Source organism: Psychrobacillus sp. NPDC058041 (assembly GCF_042885655.1).
Lineage (GTDB): Bacteria > Bacillota > Bacilli > Bacillales_A > Planococcaceae > Psychrobacillus.
Genome location: NZ_JBHVRO010000001.1, coordinates 132,737 through 152,973, shown reverse-complemented (window position 1 = coordinate 152,973; position 20,237 = coordinate 132,737). Strand labels below are relative to the sequence as shown.

Sequence of the window (20,237 nt, the reverse complement as noted above, 5' to 3'; positions counted from 1 at the left end):
CCTTCCTTGATAAGCAAAAGAAAGTACACCAGTTTATTAACTGGACAAAAGTATATTCTTACCGTTTAGAAACTAGATTGTAGCAGAAGGCGGTGACCCCTATGGGATTAGTAAGCAAATCAATACCCTTGACTGTGCAGCGTATTCAAAATAATAGAAAATACTTTTTTATTCAAACAAAAAAACCTTCTTTTTAAGGAAGGTTTAAAAATGTTTATTTAATTCGGTAAATACATCGTTTGCTATTATTTCTTTTCCGTATTCTTGAATGACATGAATTGTCTTGTTTGTACGGTTAGCAAATTCAGATATCACACTTATGGTATCCAGAATGGTAACAATTTCGTTCATATCAAAGTTAAAATAAACGTTTAAGTAATATTTATCTTCGTAGTGATATAACGATGATTGAATATTCTTTTTATCCATTTTTTTGGCCAGTGGTAGAATATCATCAAAATTGTTAAAAACAAACGTATAATCCGATGGTAACTCTTCTAAATCATCCATATAGCTAGGAAAATCTTCAAATTGATGATTATCTAAAGAATTCGAAGTACCGTTTTTGAAAATTTTACCAGTGTGGTCTTCTATTTCAAAACTTGATTCTGATCGATCGTTCCCTTTGGTCATTTCCGTTCGGGTTACAATCACTTCCAAACCTTTTTCCATCGCATGAACTTGAATCCATAATGGACCATCTAATTCTTCAAAATGATCATCATCATGAACCTCATCCATCATCTCCCAAAAAAGCTGCTCGCTCTTATCTTTGTTAAACCAAATTTCATCTCGGCTGAAGCCTCTTTCTTCAATGTCGATGTATGAAATGTATACTTTGAAAGTGTTATCATTGATACGCTCGATATCCATTTAACACATCTCCTTTCGCTTCCTACCGTTTTACCTATTGCAATGTCTACTACTATTGTATGTTGTTTAACAAAAAAAGAAAAGGATTCGTGCTCACCTTTTTACAATAAAACGAGATTATATGCATTCTAAATAAGTTTAAATAACAATGCAAGAAAAAAATTAAAAAACGCACAACAAAATCTAGGCAGTCGCCTTTGACCAGCATGCGTTTTAATAAAATGTCCAAAAGAACTGATTGCTTTTCATGTTTTTGAAAAGCAACCAGTTTAATTTATTTTTAATTTACAAGACGTTGTGCTTCAAGCAATTGATAAGCACGCACTTTTCTTGGTAAAAATCTACGTATTTCATCTTCATTGTACCCAACTTGAAGTCGTTTTTCATCCAAAATAATTGGTCGACGCAATAATCCCGGATATTCTTGAATTAACTCGTAAAGACGTTGTAGTGGAAGACTTTCTACATCTACATTTAATTTTTGAAAAATTTTAGATCGTGTTGAAATGATTTCATCAGTACCGTCTTCTGTCATTCTTAAAATTTCTTTTATTTCGCTTATGCTAAGTGGTTCAGAAAAAATGTTACGCTCTGTATAAGGAATATCATGCTCTTCCAACCACGCTTTTGCTTTTCTACATGAAGTACAACTAGGTGAAGTAAATAATGTTACCATCAATAAAAACACTTCCTTTCAGTAAGTGATTGTGTTATATAAAGTAGATTATAATTAGTTTAATGTAATGCTTTACTTTTCAAGTATACACCAATTTTTTGATATTTAAAATATGTTTAGAAGAAAAATATTACTATTTAATAACGCAGACACAATTTTGAAGAAAATATAAGCCATGCTTAGACTTAAAAGGCTTATAATTTATATATTCATCTTATACCCAACTCTTTTCTACTTTAAACATCCTTTTCAATGAAATTATTAATATTCTCAATTAAGAATACAATTGAAAATGACTGTTATACTAAATAATACGTTTCCTATGAAATAAAGTTTCAAAAAAAACAAAAAAAAGACATGATTTTTTTCATTCATGTCTTTTTTATGTTTAATTAAGGTGTATAGTCAACACCTGGAGTATACTTATTTCCGGCATTCCACAGTAAATATTCATTTATCCCAGCCTCTTTAAGTGCTTTAATTTGTGCCTCAACTTGTGATTTCCCATATATTTGATAATTCCCTTTACCTAAGTAAGATGCAGTAAAGTCTTGAATCCAAGGGCGAGAAATAGGTGGATTTTTCAATTCTGCCAATTTAGCATTTTCAACCTTTGCATATTCTTGTACTAAACGATATGGTTCTAAATCCGGCTTTGCAATACCGAAATAAGACGTCCAATGACTCGGATAGATCATAGATGAAATGACATCCACATTTTCTGATATTTTAGAAAAGTTTTGTCCAATACCTGGTGCTTCAGGTAGTGTTGCAGAGTAGCCAAATATATCTACTGAAACTTGAGCACCATATGGTTTCAATTTTTCTCTTGCATACGCAACAAAATCGGTAACAGCTTGCACTCGTCTTTGTACAGGATCAAGTCCCAATGTTTCATATTTCCCCATTGAGTATTTGAGTGTATCTTCTCTTTTTTCAAATCCTTCTGGGAATCGAACATAGTCAAATTGTATTTCTTTAAAGCCCATTTTTGCTGCTTCTATCGCTATTTCTACGTTATGATCCCAAACTTCTTGTAAAAATGGATTAACGAATGCCTCCCCACGTCTATTTTTCCAAACCGAAGTTCCATCAACAAAGGACAACTCTGGATGAGCTTCAGCCAGTTCGGTATCTTTGAAAACCACGACGCGAGCTATAGGATAAATTTGCTTTTCTTCCATTACTTTAAGCATTGAACGCGGATCTTTTATGTATGGTTTTCCAATATTACTCTTGGCTAAGGTGGAATCCTCACTTGGTATATATGTTAAGTTTCCAAAATCATCTTTAATATCTATTACCATTGCATTTAATTCTGTAGAGTCGATTAATTTCAATAAATCATTAAATCGAGAACCTCCAGCCGAATGACCAGTTACATATACTCCTCTAACGGCATCTGGATACTTAAACGTAAGACCAGAATCGTAAATAAATAACTTAGAAGTCGAAACGAGGGACTCGTTAATTTCTTGAAAACTAAATTGTTTAAGTGAAAAGTCCTTTGAGAAAAAATTTCCTTCTGCGGAAACAGTACCAGGAATCAATAATGCTGTAAATAGACTAAATGAAGCTAGCCATTTAAAAGTGTTCACCATTTTAATAATAACCCTCCTTTTCTACTTTATTCCTTCATTTTATCAATTTTACAATTCAAATGAAAGAGTATTTAGAATTAAGAGGTAAAAGTAAAATTTAGATTTACTTTATCGATTGGACTAATAGTAGGCTACACAAACGTTTTAGTGGATCATAAGGTCGAGTACTTAATCGCAAAATTAGTAGTAGTTGCAACTTCATACGCTGTATTTGCAATGATAGTTTCTTATCTTTTAAGAAAAACCGGGCAAGACGCCAGGTCCATTTAAGAAAAGAAACTTAGAAATGGTTGATTTCCGCTACGGCGGACGATTTTCGCGGCCATGGCTTCAGTCTCCTAGGCCAACAGGATGTTGGTCATGAAGGCGTTGCCTTAGGGAAGAGGCGCCTTTAGCTTTCCTTCCCTCTCCTGCGTTCCTGCGACGCCATCCCGCTCAAGCACCTGCCGCTTCGCTTTCGGTGCAGTAAACATCTGCTATTGCCGCAGAAGTCACCGCCTGCACTCCAATCTGCCAGTTACATGGGACGATTTATAATTGCTTAGTAAGATAGATTACATTTAAACACTATGTACATTAGTTATAGAACTACATTTTATCCTCTTAGCGATAGCTGGGCTAAATCCTCTGTTAGATACTACTCACTTAATGGATTGTAGTGAAAGGTGGCGGCTTCAGTCGGAGGCCAACAGGATGTTGGTCACGAAGGCGTTGCCACACGATGTGGCGCTCTTAGCCTTTGTTCCTCTGTGAGACAGATGATCCATCACAACGATGCATAGCGGCGGTGATGGTTCATCGCTCGCCCCCGCGGATCGCGTCCACATGAAACGGAAATCCACGGTATTATCAAATTCTTTAAAGTACTATATGAACACTGGTTTCGCAGGACAATAATCCATATACTTTCATATCTTAAAAAAAGACTGTAGATAAACTCGATTTTTATCGAATTTGTCTACAGTCTCTATCGAGAATTCAACTATCAATATTCAACTTAAATTATGAACATCAACCACACCTAATTATTATGGACGTGAGATTGAAATAGCCTTCATCGTTTCATATTCTTTTTGAGAGCAATATACAAAATGCCCAGGTGTAACTTCACGCATCGCTATTTCTTCGCCTTCTTGATAATTATGAGTAGCTGGATCGTAAGACTTACGGACACGAGTACGTTCATAATTTGGATCAGGAAGCGGAATAGCTGATAGAAGTGACTGCGTATATGGATGCAACGGATTCTTGTATAAATCCTCTGCAGAAGCAAGCTCTACAAGTTTACCAAAATACATAACTCCAATACGATCCGAAATGTATTTGACCATGGATAAGTCATGGGCAATAAATAAATACGTTAAGCCTTTTTCCTTTTGCAATTCCTTCAATAAGTTAACAACCTGTGCTTGAATGGATACGTCAAGAGCAGATATTGGCTCATCGGCAATGATAAATTCAGGATTTACTGCAAGTGCTCTAGCAATACCTAAACGTTGTCGTTGACCACCTGAAAACTCATGTGCATAACGATCTGCATGTTCACGGTTCAAACCAACTGTTTCTAATAACTCAACAACTTTTTCTTTTCGTTCTTTCGGGTTTTTCACAAGTCCATGAATGTCTAGACCTTCCGCAATAATATCCAGTACTTTCATACGTGGATTTAATGAGGCATAAGGATCTTGGAAAATCATTTGCATTTTGCGATTAAAAACTTTTAAATCTTTTTTAGATTTTTTGTCGTGGACGTTCACTCCGTCATAAATTACTTCGCCATCAGTTGCATCGTATAGACGTATAATCGATCGACCTGTTGTTGATTTTCCACAACCAGACTCACCAACAAGACCTAGTGTTTCACCTCTGTAAATATCAAAGCTAACATCATCGACTGCTCGAACTTCGTTTGGCTTACCTTGATTGAAGTATTGTTTTAAATTTTTAATTTCTAATAATTTTTCAGCCATTAGTAAGCACCTCCTTCAGTTCCATTATAGTAACGACTTCCTGGAAACTTTTTCATTCGCTCAATAATAGAAAGTGGTGGCTCTACTTGAGGAGCATCCGGATGTAATAACCAAGTTGCAGCATAATGAGTATCACTTACTTTAAAGAAAGGTGGAGCTTCTTCTAAATCTATTTTCAACGCATATTCGCTACGCAATGCAAACGCGTCTCCTTTTGGTGGATATAATAAATCAGGAGGCGTTCCTGGAATTGCATATAACTTTTCTTCTTCCACATCTAAAGAAGGCATAGAACTTAATAGACCCCAAGTATATGGATGCTGTGGATTATAGAAAATTTCATCAACCGTACCAATTTCTACAATGCGTCCGCCATACATTACTGCAACTCTGTCTGCTACATTTGCTACTACTCCTAAATCATGGGTAATAAAGATAATAGACGTATCTATCTTTTTCTGCAAATCTTTCATTAACTCTAAAATTTGTGCTTGAATAGTCACATCAAGTGCTGTCGTAGGTTCATCCGCAATAAGAATTTGTGGATTACATGCAAGTGCAATTGCAATAACTATTCGTTGACGTTGCCCACCAGAGAATTGGTGCGGATATTGTTTGATCCGTGCTTCAGGTTTTGGCATTCCAACTAAACGTAATAAGTCTATTGCTAATTTTCGAGCTTCTGATTTACTTACTTTGCGATGCTTTAAAATAGGCTCCATAATTTGATTGCCTATTGTCATAGTCGGATTCAAAGAAGTCATTGGATCTTGGAAAATCATCGAAATGTCTTTCCCACGAATTTTCTGCATTTGTTTATCCGATAATGTTGTCAAGTCTTTACCATTAAATAGAATATGACCATTTTTAAATTCAGAGCTATGTTCAGGCAACAAACGCATAATTGCCTTTGTAGTAACGGACTTTCCAGAACCAGACTCTCCAACAATCGCAAGAGTTTCCCCTTTTAACAAGTCGAAATTTACGCCACGAATGGCTTTAACTTCTCCTGCAAATGTATGGAAGGAAAGCTCTAGGTCTTTTACCTCTAATATTTTTTCCATCTCGGCTTTCCTCCTTTTAATCTTTCATTTTAGGATCAAATGCATCACGTAAGCCATCGCCTAATAAGTTAAATGCAATCATCAATAAACTAATAATGATCGAAGGGTACAATAAAATATGTGGTTGGAATTTGATCAGTTTGTAACCGTCATTAATAAGGGTACCAAGAGATGCGGTTGGTGGTTGTAAACCTAAACCGATAAAGCTTAAAAAGGCTTCGAAGAAAATCGCACTTGGTATCGTAAACATAGCATTTATAATAATTATCCCTAAAATGTTTGGTAGAATATGCTTCGTAATAATTCGCCCATTAGTAGCACCTAAAGTACGTGAAGCAAGAACAAATTCTTGATTTTTAAATTTTAATACTTGTCCTCGTACTACCCTTGACATTCCAATCCATCCAGTAATCGTTATAGCAATAATAATCGCTGTAAGACCTGGTTTCATAACAAGAACCATAAGGATAACAATTACTAGTGTTGGGATACCATATAAGATTTCTACGATACGTTGCATAATGTCATCTACTTTACCACCGTAGAATCCTGAAATCCCACCGTATGCTACCCCAATAACCATGTCTATTAAAGCAGCCATAAACGCGATGAACAATGAAATTTGTGTACCTTTCCAAACTCGTGAGAACATATCACGTCCTAGACCATCAGTACCAAACCAATAATACGTATCTACATTTTTCATTTTATATAAATCTACTTCTTTTCCTGCCATCACACCAACACCATCGAAAATCCCTAGTTTTCAAGACCTGGAATTTTAGGTGGTAAGTTAGCATGAGTAATTGTTTGAGTTTCCGCATCATGTGGACTAATCATCGGCCCAACAAAAGACATGATAACTATAAACAGTAAAATGAAAACACTAACGATTGCAGCTTTATTTTTACGAATTCGTAACCAAGCATCTTGCCAAAAACTCAAGCTAGGTTTAGAAATTCTCTCTGCATGGGTACTATCAATATTAATTCTCTCAAAGGAATCAGCAGGTATTTTTTTTAGTTCTTGACTCATTATTTACTACCTCCTGACAAACGAATACGTGGATCAATTATTCCATAAAGAATATCTACTAAGAATATTACAACAATTAAAAACGCAGAGAAAAACAATGTTGTTCCCATAATAATGGAAAAGTCATTTGAGAAGATCGATTTAACGAATTGCTCCCCAATCCCTGGAATTGCAAATATCTGTTCAATTACAAGTGAACCCGTAAGTAATCCTGCTGCTAAAGGACCTAATACTGTTACAAGTGGAATTAATGCGTTACGGAAAGCGTGCTTAAATGCAACTTCAAATCCGCTAGCACCTTTAGATTTTGCAAGTGTAATATAATCCGAGCTTAATACTTCAATCATCTCTGTTCGAATAAAACGAGATGCAGTCGCAAGTGGACCCATTGCTAGAGCTATAGAAGGTAGAACACTCGACATCCAACCGTCTTTCCATAAAGCTACAGGGAATATTTCCCATTTAACTGCTAACCAATACTGAAGAAAAGTTGCAAAAACGAATGATGGAATAGAAATACCAATGATAGCAATAAGAGTACTACCATAATCCCAAATAGTATTTTGCCTTAATGCAGCAATCATACCTAACAATATTCCGAGAGCTACACCAAGTATTAAACCTTGAGATCCAAGAAGAAAGGATGGTCCCATACGCTTAATAATTAAGTCAGTGACACTCGCATTCTTGAATTGGAATGAGTTACCTAAATCACCTTTTGCTAAATTCAACATATATTTACCATACTGAACAGCTACAGGCTGATCTAATCCATATTTCGCTTCCACCATCGCAAGTTGGGAAGGGGATAGTTTTGGAGCTGAGCTAATCGGGGATCCTGGAAGCGCCTTCATTAAGAAAAACGTTGCTGTTGCAATCAGGAAAAACGTAATAAACATATAAATGACACGTCGAATAATATATTTCGCCATCTTTGCACCTCCTAAATAAAATATGTTCTTTGAGATTATATTAATCTATATATATCTAAACAGAAAAGCTTAGTAATTGTCAAAACCAAAAAAAATAATAAAATATTTAGTGAATTCTGATTCATTTAAAAAGAGAGTATATGACCCAAAAGGATTCCATATACTCTCTAACTATGAGATTTTTAAGACTTAAAACTACTCTTAGTTTTTACCTTCGATGTAAGCCCATTTGTAACTATAGTCTCCACCGAATGGGTGAGAAATAATACCTTTTACATATGGTTTTACTAAGAATACTAAACCACGTTGATAGATTGGTGCGATTGCATAATCTTCGTCAACGATAATTTTTTCAGCTCTAGCCATTGCTTCCCAACGTTTTACAGGATCAAGTGCTAATGAACCATTAATATCTTTTAATAATTGATCATATTCTGGGTTTGAATATGACATTTGGTTATTTCCACCTTTAGTTTCCCAAAGTGTTAAGAAAGTGAATGGATCTTGATAGTCAGGTCCCCAACCAGCAACTTGAATATCGTAATCTTGTTTAGTATCAAGTTCAAGACGAACTGAGAATGGTACTTCTTTAAGTGAGATTTTTAAACCTTTTAAGTTTGTTTCTAATTGGTTTTTCAAATATTCATCCATTTTTTTAGAAGTTTCAGTGTCTCCACCTAGAATTTCTAAAGAAAGTTCCGTTACACCTAGTTCAGATAAACCTTTTTCCCAAGCAGCTTTCGCTTCTTCTGGATTGAAAGTAGCCATATCTCCGTTCACATCGCGGAAGTCGTTTCCATCTGCATCAAATGCGAAATCTTTAGGAATCATATAGTTTGCTGGTACAGAACCATTTGCTAATACTACATTTGTTAAGTCTTCTTTGTTAAATGCTTTTGAAATAGCTTCACGAATATTTTTGTTAGCTAATGGAGATTTTTTACCAAGACGTTCTTGGTTAAATTTGAACCAGAAGATTGAAGTATCTGGTTGAACTATTTTTTCTGGGTCATCTGCATATTGCATCGCATATTCACCAGTTAGTCCAGTACGATCTTTTTCACCGTTTGTATATAGATTTACTGCAGTAGCATTTTCTTTCACTACATCATAATTGATTTCTGTAAGTTTTACAGTATCTTTATCCCAATATTGATCATTTTTAACTAATTTCCAAGTTAGACCAGTTCCATCCCAATTAGTTAATGTAAACGGTCCATTGTAAAGTAAAGATTCAGAATTCTTAGCGTAATTATCGCCTTGTGCTTTAACGAATTCTTCTTTAAGTGGATAGAATGTTCCAAATGACATTAAAGATAGGAAGTAAGGTATCGGCTTTTCAAGTGTTACTTCTAATGTTTTTTCATCAAGTGCTTTAACTCCAAGTTCATTGAAGTCCATTTTACCTTCTGAAATAGCCGATGCGTTTTTAATAACACCATTCATCATGAACGGACCGTATTCTGATGCCATATCAGGATTCATAGCGCGTTTCCAAGCATACTCAAAATCATTTGCTGTAACAGGAGATCCGTCAGACCAATTAGAATCACGTAACTTGAATGTGTAAACTAATCCATCCTCAGAAATAGTTGGTTCTTCTTCAGCAATTGCAGGAATTGCAACGTTTTCTTGGTTTAAACGATATAAACCTTCGTTTATGTTGTTAAGTAAATCAAGACCAACAGCATCCGTTACTAAAGATGTATCAAGAGTTGGAATTTCAGCAGTCTGCATTAAGTTAAGAACTTGCTCCTCATCTGGTGCAGCTGTTTCTTCTGTTGTTGGTGTCTTGTCTTCTGGTTTGTCAGTAGTAGTTTCAGTAGCTTTTTCTTTGTCGCCACAAGCAGCAAGGAAAATACTAAGAACTAACATTAGGCTAAAAAGCCATAAAAACTTGCTATTCTTCAAAAGAATAACCCCCTTTAAATATTCTGAAAAATTCATTACAATATTTATTATACATTTTCCTTTTAACTTGTACAGGTTTTTTAAAAAAGTTTTTACGGAATTGTAACAAAATCATTACATTGTCCTAACAATTGTGAATCTTTGGCAAAGGAATTTCTTGTTTTTTGCAAATATTTAACTAAAATTTTGATTATTTTTATATTATCTTCTATAATCAATTCTTGTAGAGGTGAAATATGAAAACAAAAATTATCTATTTTATAGGTTTACAACTCCTTATTTTAATACTAATGTTTTTATTTTATGGAAATTATAACCTAGTTTCTTATGCTAATATGTCGTTTTATATTGGAGGCTTAATTACTTTCTTTGGTTTAATATCTTATGTAGTCTCGGGTGGTTTCTTTGATTTTTTCATCGAAAGTTCAAGAAAAGTTTTTACTCCAAAGCATATGAAAAAAGATGTGAATCAAATGCGATTACCTTCAGAAGTTTTTTCATTTCCTTATAAGCCGATTATCGCTTTAGGGTTATCTAGTTTACTTTGTATGTGTATTGCTTTATTTGTATATTATAGTTAGTTTTCAACTTGATTTTTAAGTTTCTTCTATACTATAATGTTTTAAACAATAAAAGATGCTATGACAGAGAATAGTATATTTGAAAATGTATGTGAAGAGAGTCTGTGGTTGGTGTGAACAGAACATACGTCAAATAGAATGGGCTTTCGAGCAGTATATGTGAAATATGAGTAGCATATACCGTCCCCTTCACGTTACGAAGAAGAGTGGCTAATTTACTTTTAGCAAACTGGGTGGTACCACGGATTATACATCATTCGTCCCTTTTTTAGGGATGTATGATGTTTTTTTATTTTTTGGCAATGTTAGATGAAATTGTTGATTTTAAATATTCACTTGATTGCAGTGGAAGGCGGCGACTCCAGCGGTAAAAGCGTGTCCAGGTGAGACCCCGCAGGAGCTTGCGACTAGGAGGCTCACGGACCGCCCGCGGAAAGCGTCCGCCTGTAACGAAAATCAACAGTATTGGTTAACAGAGCAAATTTTTTATCTAATTTAAGGAGGAGTTTGTAAATGAAAAAAATCTTTTCTGGTGTTCAGCCAACAGGAACAATCACTCTGGGGAATTATATTGGAGCTTTTAAACAGTTTATAGCACTACAAGACGACTATGAGTGTGTATTTTGTATAGTCGACCAACATGCTATTACTGTACCTCAAGATCCACAGGAATTAAGTAAACATATTCGTTCACTTGCCGCATTATATCTGGCTGTAGGTATCGATCCAGAAAAATCGACATTATTTATTCAATCTGAGGTACCTGCACATGCACAAGCTGGCTGGATTATGCAATGTGTTTCTTATATTGGAGAATTAGAAAGAATGACACAGTTCAAAGATAAATCCGACGGAAAAGATGCGGTTTCGGCTGCCCTATTAACATACCCCCCATTAATGGCAGCAGATATTCTTTTGTACCAAACCGATATCGTTCCTGTTGGAGATGACCAAAAGCAACATGTTGAGTTAACACGCGATTTAGCAGAAAGATTTAATAAGCGCTACGGGGAAGTTCTTACAATACCTGAAATAAAAATTCCGAAAAGCGGTGCCCGTATAAAATCGCTTCAAGATCCATTAAAAAAGATGAGTAAATCCGATCCAAACCAAAAAGCAACCATTCGTATTTTAGATACACCTAAAGAAATTGAAAAGAAGATTAAAAGTTCAGTTACGGATTCCGAAGGCATTGTTGCTTTTGATCCTGAAAATAAACCTGGAGTATCCAATTTACTAACAATCGAAGCTGCGTTAACGAATGTATCTAGTGAATCGCTTGTACAAAAATACGAAGGAAAAGGCTATGGTAATTTTAAAGCATCGGTTGCTCAAGTGATAAATGATCATTTTGCACCAATCCAAGCTCGATATGAACAATTATTAAACTCTTCAGAGCTTGATGACATTTTAGACCGAGGTGCAGAAAAAGCCAATACTCTTGCACAACAAACCTTGTCTAAGATGGAAGCCGCAATGGGCCTCGGAAGAAGACGATAACCGATAAAGACAATAGTGATAAACAAAATAATACAAATTCATTTGAACTTAGTATAAATAGTGCGACAGCATTCCAAGAGTGGCCTAATGCTAAAAAGTTTAAATACAGTACTAAATGTGAACAGCTAATTACAGCTAATCCATAACTGATTAAAAAAAGTAAAAGTCTAATATGTATCACATCCTTCTTAAACCATATGAAAAACCGTTCCTAAACTTGCGTAAAGGAACGGTTTTTTATTAATTATTTTGTAGATTTAACTCCAGTATCAGAAACTAGTTCAACTTCTTGTAAATTGCTCAAGCTTTCATTTGCATAATCGATATTGAAGTTTTTCACACGTTTATTAACTGGTACTAACTCATAACGGTACATAGTTGGAATTACCGGAGCTTCTTCAGCCATATATTCTTGCCATGCGCGGAATTGGCCTGCACGGTAAGTAGCATCAAATGCCTCTGGAGAGTCAATATTTGCTAATGTTTTCTCTAAGAAGTCAGATGAGAAACGGCTAAAGTTATATTGTGCTGTTTTAGAGTATAGGCCCATAGGTGATGGATCTGTACCTGTTCCCCAAGCAGCCATGAAAATATCGATTTCTGGGTCATCTGCTTGAACTTTGTCATAGAAACTATTGAACTCAATAGTACGACCTGTAGTCAACGTTACATTTAAACCAACATCTTTCCAGTTTTGTAAATAGAATTGCGTAATATCTTCAGCGATATCGTCACCAGCCATTGTAGCGAATTTAATTTCGAATGGTTTACCATCTTTATCTTCACGAATTCCATCGCCATTAGTATCTTTGTAGCCTGCTTCATCTAATAATGCCTTCGCTTTTTCTGGATCAAACGTATAACCTTCTAAAGAAGAATCATAGAAAGATGCAAATACTGGTGGTATTAAAGAGTTAGCACGTTCACGTAATCCATTATAGAATACTTCAGCTACTTGTTCTACATCAATTGCATAGCCCATCGCTTGACGTAATTTTACGTCTCCCATTTTAGAACCAGCAAGATCTGTTATAACTTCACCTTTATCGTTATCGTATTTACCTAATTTAAAACCAAGGTAAGAATAGTAAAGTTCTTGTCGACCTAGAATATCAATATTATCAAAGTTTTTTACTTCTTCCATTTTAGAAGCACTAAAGTCAAACGCAATATCATATTCACCTTGACCCATTGCAACTGAAATTGAACTTGTTGGTACGATTTTCATTAAAACACCGTCAAGTTTTGGTTTACCTTTCCAGTAGTTTTCGTTTGCTACAAATTGTACTGATTCACCTGGTACAATTTTGTCAAATTTAAACGCGCCTAAAGTTACAGGGTTTTTACGAATCGCATCCGATTCTACTAAATCTTTAATTTTAATATCTTTAAGAATATGAGTCGGTGCAGCATATGTCCAAAGTCCATCTCCACCACTAAAGATTGCTGGTGATATTTGTTTTAATGACATTTCTAAAGTTGTTTCATCAACTTTAACTAAACCAGAGATTGAATCTGCTTTTCCATTATGGTATTCTTCCGCTCCAACAATATTTTGGAAATTGGCATCATAACGAACACCAGTGTAATCTTTGCTTCCAATGATTAAATAAGGATAAATTACGTCTTCGATTTTCAATGGTTCACCGTCAGACCATTTAATACCGTCGCGGATTTTGATTGTTACTTTATTATTAGCTTGATCAACTTTCATACTTGCAATACCTGAATCGTCTATTAAAAAGTCTCCATCCGATCCAAAAAGAGAGTTACTTGCAAATCCCATAATTTCTGAGTCATAAGCATCTTCGTATAATTCTGATGAGAAAATACCTTGGAATGGCTCATCCTTTGCCATCGCCACTTTTAATATACCGCCTGAAATTGCATTTCCATCATTTGTTACTTCTAATGGGAATAGTGCATCAGAATCTTCAGCTACTGGTTCTTCCGCTGTTTCTTCTGTTTTACCTTCTTCTTTTTTGCCCTCTTCTGTTTTGCCTTCATCAGTTCCTTTTGCAGGCTCTTCGCTATCTTTGTTACAAGCACCAAGAACTAGCATGAAAGCTATAAGTACCGCAAGTAATGTCCAAAGCTTTTTATTCATTCCTATTTCCTCCTTTTTATTCTCTCTTATTTCTATATCAAACGTTAACCGTTTAATACCAAATTCGTTTTGGATTTATCCAAGACGTTGTTTTGCATCTGCGGAACGGCGTAATGCCTGCCCTACATAGTTGATTCCTAACATCATTAACAAAATAAATATAGATGCAGGTAACCATACCCACCATTTATCTTGCAGTACAAGTGGGTTATTCGCGTAACTTATTAGAGTTCCTAAACTTGGAGTTGCTGGTGGTAAACCAAATCCAAGAAAAGATAAACCTGTTTCAATTCCGACGTTTCCTGCAAAGTTTAAAGTCATATCAACAATTAAGATTGAACTTAAATTCGGCATTATTTCTTTAAAAATTATGACAAATCCATTTGTTCCCAATGTTTTCGACGCATTCACATAATCACGACGACTTTCAGATAATGCTTTACTTCTTACGAGTCGTGCAGTACTAGTCCAGAGGAATAAACTCAAAATTAGGACGAACATCGTAATTGTATATTTAGGTATAATCGTAACGAATACGATAATTAACATTAATGAAGGTATTGTAATGAAAAAGTCAATGATCCGCATAAAGATATTATCGATCCATCCACCGAAATAACCACAAATTAAGCCAACAACAATACCGAATATTCCAGTAATAATTGTAATAAAAATGGCGATTGTAATTGAATTTTTAGCTCCAATTATAAGCTGACCAAGAATATCTTTACCCCCTTGGTCTGCTCCTAAAAAGAATTTATCTCCTGGTGGAGCGTATTTATCTCGTAAACTAACTCGCATCAAAGTTTGTTCATCAATAAGCTTTGCCCATATAAATACACCTACAATAACAATTATTAATGCAATAAGAGAAAACATTGCCAATTTATCTTTTTTAAACTCTCGAAAAATAACTTGCATTCCAGTTGCTGGAGCATTTACTTCAACTTTTTCTTTCTTGTTCTCTTTATTAGCCATTCTTATTCACCTCTCCTTAACATATTATTCGCCTATTCTATCCTTATTCTTGGGTCAACGATGCTCATGATAATATCGGACAGTAGACTACCTAATAACGTTAAGAATCCAAATAACATAACAAGTGCCGTAATTACACTGTAATCACGTGATGCAATAGATGAAATAAATAGCTGTCCCATCCCAGGGTAACCAAAGATTGTTTCAATAAAGATAGAACCACCTAGTAATCCAGTTATTGTAAATCCTAAAAAAGCTGCAATTGGTAGCAAGGAATTTCTAAGAATATGCCTAGAATAAACCTTACTAATTGGAATCCCTTTACTTCTTGCGGTTCTTACATAATCTTGACTTTTAGAATCAATAATTTCAGAGCGTAAATACTGAATAACGCCTGTCGTAGCTAATACAGCATAAGTTATAGCTGGCAACAGCATATGATACAGTTTGCTCCAAAGGTAACCAAATGTCCCTGCATCATATTTAATATCTACACTACCTACTGTAGGGAACCAATGAAGTTTATAACCGAATAAAAATAAGAAAATTAAGGATAAAACAAAAGTCGGAATTGCATAAACTATGAAACTATACAAGACAATTACCTTATCTGATAATGTATCTTGATAACGACCTGCTATAATCCCAAGTGGAATCGCTATTATATATAACAAAATAGCACTTACTAAAGATAGCCAAAAAGTATTTACAGCTCTTTCACCTATCAAAGTTGATACACTTATTTTGTACGTATAACTTTTTCCGAAATCCCCCTGCACTGCATTTAACATCCAACGTGCGTACTGTTCATACCACGGATCATTTAAACCAGCTAACTCACGTAGTTCTTCTATACGGTTAGCATCCGTTTCTGGTGTAATCAATCCCGTAAATGGATCCCCTGGCATAAATTTAGCCATAATGAAAATTAATAAACTTAAAACCAACAACTGTGGAATCATAATTAAAGTTCGTCTTACAATTGTTTTCCACATATTACATGCCCCCCTTTTCGTGAGCATTCATTGCTACAAAATGCGTATCTGTCAATTGTTTTAAGTCAAATACTCTTCCATTCTGGTCATAATAATTTTTATGCTCAATTACATAATCAGATTCCACTTTTATACGTTCTCTTTTTCGAACATCCCGTCCTTTTGGATGAACATCTGGAATAGCTGATAATAATCGCTTCGTATAAATATGTTGCGGATTTGTATAAATGTCTTCACGATTACCAGACTCTACAAATCTACCTTTATACATGATAGAAATATGCTCACACATATGTTTAACCACGCCTAAATCATGGGAAATAAACAAGTAGCTTAAACCAAACTCCTCTTGAATATCTTTCATAAAGTTCAGCACTTGTGCTTGCACGGAAAGGTCTAAAGCCGATACGGGTTCATCCGCTATAATTAACTTTGGATTACAAGCAATCGCACGTGCAATTCCGATTCGCTGCTTTTGTCCACCTGAAAATTCATGTGGGTATTTTACTTTCGCATCTTCCCCCATACCAACGATTGCTAGTAACTCATTGATTTTTCTTCTTTCTTCATCTGGTGTAAGTTTTAAAAAGTTCCGTATTGGCTCTGCAATAATATCCTGAACCCGTTTGCGTGGATTTAGACTGGAATTAGCATCTTGAAAAATCATTTGAATGTCACGATTGAAAGTTGAATTTGGGTTACGACGCTTATTTGTTACGTCTTCCCCTTCATAAATTATGCTCCCAGAAGTTATTTTCTCCAGACCGATTATTGATTTGCCTGTTGTTGATTTTCCACAACCAGACTCTCCAACTAATCCATAAGCCTTCCCTTTTTCAAATTCTAAGCTGATTCCATCTACTGCATGAACATTATCAATAACTGTATTGAAAAATCCACCACGAATTGGATAGTGAACACGTAAATCATTAATTTGCATAAAACTCATCGGGAATTTCCTCCTTCTTCACTTTCAAAATGAAAGTGCTTCCAGCAAGTACATCTAACTAAATGACCTGGAGAAACTTCATGAAGTGTGGGATTTTCCTCATGTGCGATAGCCGGAATCCATGGAATCCTTGCTGAGAATCGACATCCAGATCGCGGTAATTTCATGAGAGAAGGCACCATACCTTGTATTACCTGAAGTTTTTCATTTTCACTATTCATTTGTGGTATAGAGTTAAATAAAGATCTAGTATAAGGGTGCTTTGGATTTGAAAATAACTCATCTACTGGAGCTTCTTCAATAATTTCTCCTGCATACATAACCGCAACACGATCTGCAACTTCAGCTACTACACCTAAATCATGGGTAATTAATATAATTCCAGCTTCTGTTTCCGCTTGCAGATCTTTTAGCAAATCTAATATTTGAGCTTGAATTGTAACGTCTAAAGCTGTGGTCGGTTCGTCTGCAATAATAATTCTTGGTTTACAAGAAATTGCAATTGCAATAATAACTCGCTGTCTCATTCCACCGGATAACTGATGAGGAAATTGCTTTGCAGTCCTCTTAGGATTAGGTATACCAACTTGTGCTAACAGCTCAAGAACACGCTTTTCCCTATCATTTTTAGACATTTTCGTATGATATATTAATCCTTCTTCAATTTGCTCACCTATGCGCATAAGTGGATTTAATGCAGATAAAGGGTCTTGGAATATCATTCCAATCTCTTCACCTCTTACTTTATTAAACTTTTCTTCATCAAGGCGTGCTAGGTTCTCTCCGTTGTAATTAATCTCACCTTGTACTCTCGTTTTGTTGTGATCATGAAGTCCGATAATAGATGTTGCTAGTGTACTTTTCCCACAACCGGACTCCCCAACGATTGCAAGAATTTCATTTTTCTTCAATGTAATCGAAACACCATCGACTGCATCGTAATATGTATCTTTTATGCGAAAACCAGTGTGTAAATCTTTAATATTTAAAAGTTCATTTGTCATGTTAAAAATAAAACTCCCTTCTAGATTCAGACTTTGATCTATTCTCTTCCGTTTTTCTCATGACGTTAAATTTTTTAAAAGAGAGGTATTTTTTTTAAAACCTTTTTATTTTGTACACAACTTCAAATTCCAATTTTTCTGTTAATTCATCTCTCGTGTAAATTCTATTACAGTATCATTACAATCGCAATACATTTTTTCATCATTCCCTTAATTTACTCTTTTTTGAAATTGAAGAATTCTTTATGAATTCAGTTATATCAACGATTTGTTGTAAAAGTTGGAACTAGATAAATTATTTGAATAAAATAATAAATTCACTCAAATTAAACAATGAAAAGCAACCATCTGGAAATTTAGTTATCGAAATTTTATCGGTTTAACCCGTTGAATCGTTGAAGCATTTGATGTTTTAAGACAAAACAAAAAAGTATTTTCCATTCAAATTGGAAAATACTTTTTTGTTTTTTTCTATGCATTACTTAATGAATCAATTTCATCATTAAAAGATTGATCATAAAACACGAACAATATTAAAGTTAAATGTGAGAATATGTATCATATACTCTTCATAAATCAGAATGATTTCCGCTATCGGCGGACGCTTTCCGTGGGGGTAGCGGTGAGCGATGAGCCATCACCGCCGCTTTCGCGTCGTTTGCGATGTCTCATCTGTCTCAGTCATCCCGTTGGACTCACCGCCTGCCGCTCAAACAATAAAATAATTATTATTCGTGTTTTAATAATTAAATGCTATTTATGAAAATAACTCTAATATCTAATTTTATAACATATTTAACATTATTTTTTGAATAAAATACTTGCATTATGACCACCAAAACCTAATGAATTGCTCATTGCATACTGAATATCAGCATTTCTAGCGGCATTTGGTACATAATCCAAATCACAGTCTGGATCAGGGGTTTCTAAATTCATCGTTGGAGGCAAAATTCCTTCTTTTAAAGCTAGTACTGTAAAGATTGCTTCCACTCCTCCCGCTGCTCCAAGTAAGTGACCAGTCATTGATTTTGTTGAACTCATTGCTAATTTATATGCGTGTTCACCAAAAACTGTTTTTACTGCCATTGTTTCAAACTGATCATTATATGGAGTACTCGTTCCATGTGCATTAATATAATCGATTTGCTCTGGTTTAATACCTGCATCTGCTATTGCTTGTTTCATTGCACGAGCAGCTCCTTCTCCTTCTGGCGCAGGAGCAGTAATATGATGAGCATCACCTGTTGATCCATACCCTATAATTTCTGCATAAATTTTTGCTCCACGAGCAACTGCATGCTCATATTCTTCTAAAATGATAATTCCTGCTCCTTCTCCAATGACAAAGCCATCTCGGTTTGCATCAAATGGTCTAGAAGCAGTTTGAGGATCCGTGTTTAATGTAAGTGCTGTGTTTGAACAGAATCCAGCAACAGACATATGTGTTATAGGCGATTCCGCACCACCTGTAATCATTACATCCGCATCACCGCGCTCAATTACTTTAAATGCATCACCAATCGAATTTGTTCCTGATGCACAAGCTGTTACGGAACATGAATTGATCGCTTTCGCTCCAAAATGTATAGAAACTTGACCTGCTGCCATATCTGGAATCATCATTGGAACAAAAAATGGACTAACACGACGAGCTCCTTTTTCTAAAAATACACGAAACTGTGCTTCGTATGTTTCCATTCCACCGATTCCTGAACCAATCCAAACTCCAGTTCGAAGTCCAAGCTCTTCTGTAATCGTTAAATTAGCATCTTCCACTGCCATAATAGACGCTGCAAGCGCATAGTGAGTAAAACGATCCATTTTACGAGCTTCTTTTTTCTCAATGTATTTCTCGATATCAAAATCTTTTACTTCCGCTGCTACTTTTGCAGAAAATTGGCTTGCATCTAATCGTGTAAGCATACCCACGCCTGATTTTCCTTCTTTAATACCTGCCCATGTTGTTTCTATGTCATTTCCTAGTGGTGTAACAGCACCGACTCCTGTTACTACAACCCTACGTTTTGTCATGAATAATCATCCTTCCGATGTTTTACT

16 protein-coding genes, 1 pseudogene and 1 other annotated feature are annotated in these 20,237 nt (G+C 35.2%); of the genes and pseudogenes, 2 read left to right on the top strand and 15 right to left on the bottom strand.

The features are described from left to right. Positions 1-204 precede the first annotated feature (204 nt). From mecA to ACFVR1_RS00620, 8 genes and pseudogenes are all read right to left on the bottom strand, one after another. Positions 205-873, bottom strand: a complete 669-nt coding sequence (mecA, locus tag ACFVR1_RS00655; protein WP_387579039.1) for an adaptor protein MecA — start codon at positions 871-873, stop codon at positions 205-207. 280 nt (positions 874-1,153) lie between these two features. Continuing rightward, complete coding sequence (gene spxA / locus ACFVR1_RS00650) at positions 1,154-1,549, bottom strand: transcriptional regulator SpxA (RefSeq protein WP_053590237.1); 396 nt, start codon at positions 1,547-1,549, stop codon at positions 1,154-1,156. 392 nt (positions 1,550-1,941) lie between these two features. Continuing rightward, complete coding sequence (locus ACFVR1_RS00645; RefSeq protein ID WP_387579037.1) at positions 1,942-3,150, bottom strand: putative glycoside hydrolase; 1,209 nt, start codon at positions 3,148-3,150, stop codon at positions 1,942-1,944. Between the two features lie 1,028 nt (positions 3,151-4,178). Further along, entirely contained in the window at positions 4,179-5,120 is a 942-nt protein-coding gene (locus ACFVR1_RS00640) for an ABC transporter ATP-binding protein (RefSeq protein WP_387579034.1), read from the bottom strand. Next, on the bottom strand, positions 5,120-6,184 hold the full coding sequence (locus ACFVR1_RS00635; RefSeq protein ID WP_387579033.1) for an ABC transporter ATP-binding protein: 1,065 nt from the start codon (positions 6,182-6,184) through the stop codon (positions 5,120-5,122). The genes ACFVR1_RS00640 and ACFVR1_RS00635 overlap by 1 nt, the downstream gene beginning before the upstream one ends. A 16-nt stretch (positions 6,185-6,200) precedes the next feature. After that, positions 6,201-7,219 (bottom strand): annotated as a pseudogene (gene opp3C / locus ACFVR1_RS00630) (oligopeptide ABC transporter permease). Next, positions 7,219-8,151, bottom strand: coding sequence for an oligopeptide ABC transporter permease (gene opp3b, locus ACFVR1_RS00625; RefSeq protein WP_387579031.1), 933 nt, complete (start codon positions 8,149-8,151; stop codon positions 7,219-7,221). The pseudogene opp3C and the gene opp3b overlap by 1 nt, the downstream one beginning before the upstream one ends. Positions 8,152-8,352: 201 nt before the next feature. Next, the gene (locus ACFVR1_RS00620; protein ID WP_387579029.1) at positions 8,353-10,062 is read right to left on the bottom strand and encodes a peptide ABC transporter substrate-binding protein; all 1,710 of its coding nucleotides are present in this window, start codon (positions 10,060-10,062) and stop codon (positions 8,353-8,355) included. Positions 10,063-10,298: 236 nt separating this feature from the next. Here ACFVR1_RS00620 and ACFVR1_RS00615 point away from each other — a divergent pair, with 236 nt between their 5' ends. Next, positions 10,299-10,643: a DUF3899 domain-containing protein gene (locus ACFVR1_RS00615; RefSeq protein ID WP_387579027.1), complete on the top strand. Its 345-nt coding sequence runs from the start codon at positions 10,299-10,301 to the stop codon at positions 10,641-10,643. Positions 10,644-10,694: 51 nt separating this feature from the next. Then, positions 10,695-10,911, top strand: a binding site (T-box leader). A 245-nt stretch (positions 10,912-11,156) separates the two neighbouring features. After that, entirely contained in the window at positions 11,157-12,143 is a 987-nt protein-coding gene (gene trpS, locus ACFVR1_RS00610; RefSeq protein ID WP_387579024.1) for a tryptophan--tRNA ligase, read from the top strand. Here the strand turns inward: trpS and ACFVR1_RS19560 are convergent. The 7 genes from ACFVR1_RS19560 to fabF form a co-directional block, all read right to left on the bottom strand. Further along, positions 12,103-12,324, bottom strand: a complete 222-nt coding sequence (locus tag ACFVR1_RS19560; RefSeq protein ID WP_483880167.1) for a YuzI family membrane protein — start codon at positions 12,322-12,324, stop codon at positions 12,103-12,105. The genes trpS and ACFVR1_RS19560 overlap by 41 nt on opposite strands. Before the next feature lie 63 nt (positions 12,325-12,387). Then, positions 12,388-14,250, bottom strand: coding sequence for an oligopeptide ABC transporter substrate-binding protein (locus tag ACFVR1_RS00605; RefSeq protein WP_387579022.1), 1,863 nt, complete (start codon positions 14,248-14,250; stop codon positions 12,388-12,390). 75 nt (positions 14,251-14,325) lie between these two features. Next, on the bottom strand, positions 14,326-15,228 hold the full coding sequence (locus tag ACFVR1_RS00600; RefSeq protein ID WP_387579020.1) for an ABC transporter permease: 903 nt from the start codon (positions 15,226-15,228) through the stop codon (positions 14,326-14,328). 32 nt (positions 15,229-15,260) lie between these two features. Continuing rightward, on the bottom strand, positions 15,261-16,223 hold the full coding sequence (gene opp4B, locus ACFVR1_RS00595) for an oligopeptide ABC transporter permease (RefSeq protein ID WP_387579017.1): 963 nt from the start codon (positions 16,221-16,223) through the stop codon (positions 15,261-15,263). A 1-nt stretch (position 16,224) separates the two neighbouring features. Further along, positions 16,225-17,172, bottom strand: coding sequence for an ATP-binding cassette domain-containing protein (locus ACFVR1_RS00590; protein ID WP_387579014.1), 948 nt, complete (start codon positions 17,170-17,172; stop codon positions 16,225-16,227). Further along, positions 17,169-18,176 (bottom strand): ABC transporter ATP-binding protein, encoded by a 1,008-nt coding sequence (locus ACFVR1_RS00585; RefSeq protein ID WP_387579011.1) that lies wholly within the window; start codon positions 18,174-18,176, stop codon positions 17,169-17,171. The genes ACFVR1_RS00590 and ACFVR1_RS00585 overlap by 4 nt, the downstream gene beginning before the upstream one ends. A gap of 801 nt (positions 18,177-18,977) precedes the next feature. Beyond that, positions 18,978-20,210, bottom strand: a complete 1,233-nt coding sequence (gene fabF / locus ACFVR1_RS00580) for a beta-ketoacyl-ACP synthase II (protein WP_387579008.1) — start codon at positions 20,208-20,210, stop codon at positions 18,978-18,980. Between the last annotated feature and the right edge of the window lie 27 nt (positions 20,211-20,237).

What these genes read in the sequence shown, in the direction of transcription:
- mecA (WP_387579039.1), bottom strand. Translation starts at nt 873, where the DNA reads ATGGATATCGAGCGTATCAATGATAACACTTTCAAAGTATACATTTCA.
- spxA (WP_053590237.1), bottom strand. Translation starts at nt 1,549, where the DNA reads ATGGTAACATTATTTACTTCACCTAGTTGTACTTCATGTAGAAAAGCA.
- ACFVR1_RS00645 (WP_387579037.1), bottom strand. Translation starts at nt 3,150, where the DNA reads ATGGTGAACACTTTTAAATGGCTAGCTTCATTTAGTCTATTTACAGCA.
- ACFVR1_RS00640 (WP_387579034.1), bottom strand. Translation starts at nt 5,120, where the DNA reads ATGGCTGAAAAATTATTAGAAATTAAAAATTTAAAACAATACTTCAAT.
- ACFVR1_RS00635 (WP_387579033.1), bottom strand. Translation starts at nt 6,184, where the DNA reads ATGGAAAAAATATTAGAGGTAAAAGACCTAGAGCTTTCCTTCCATACA.
- opp3b (WP_387579031.1), bottom strand. Translation starts at nt 8,151, where the DNA reads ATGGCGAAATATATTATTCGACGTGTCATTTATATGTTTATTACGTTT.
- ACFVR1_RS00615 (WP_387579027.1), top strand. Translation starts at nt 10,299, where the DNA reads ATGAAAACAAAAATTATCTATTTTATAGGTTTACAACTCCTTATTTTA.
- trpS (WP_387579024.1), top strand. Translation starts at nt 11,157, where the DNA reads ATGAAAAAAATCTTTTCTGGTGTTCAGCCAACAGGAACAATCACTCTG.
- ACFVR1_RS00605 (WP_387579022.1), bottom strand. Translation starts at nt 14,250, where the DNA reads ATGAATAAAAAGCTTTGGACATTACTTGCGGTACTTATAGCTTTCATG.
- ACFVR1_RS00600 (WP_387579020.1), bottom strand. Translation starts at nt 15,228, where the DNA reads ATGGCTAATAAAGAGAACAAGAAAGAAAAAGTTGAAGTAAATGCTCCA.
- opp4B (WP_387579017.1), bottom strand. Translation starts at nt 16,223, where the DNA reads ATGTGGAAAACAATTGTAAGACGAACTTTAATTATGATTCCACAGTTG.
- ACFVR1_RS00590 (WP_387579014.1), bottom strand. Translation starts at nt 17,172, where the DNA reads ATGAGTTTTATGCAAATTAATGATTTACGTGTTCACTATCCAATTCGT.
- ACFVR1_RS00585 (WP_387579011.1), bottom strand. Translation starts at nt 18,176, where the DNA reads ATGACAAATGAACTTTTAAATATTAAAGATTTACACACTGGTTTTCGC.
- fabF (WP_387579008.1), bottom strand. Translation starts at nt 20,210, where the DNA reads ATGACAAAACGTAGGGTTGTAGTAACAGGAGTCGGTGCTGTTACACCA.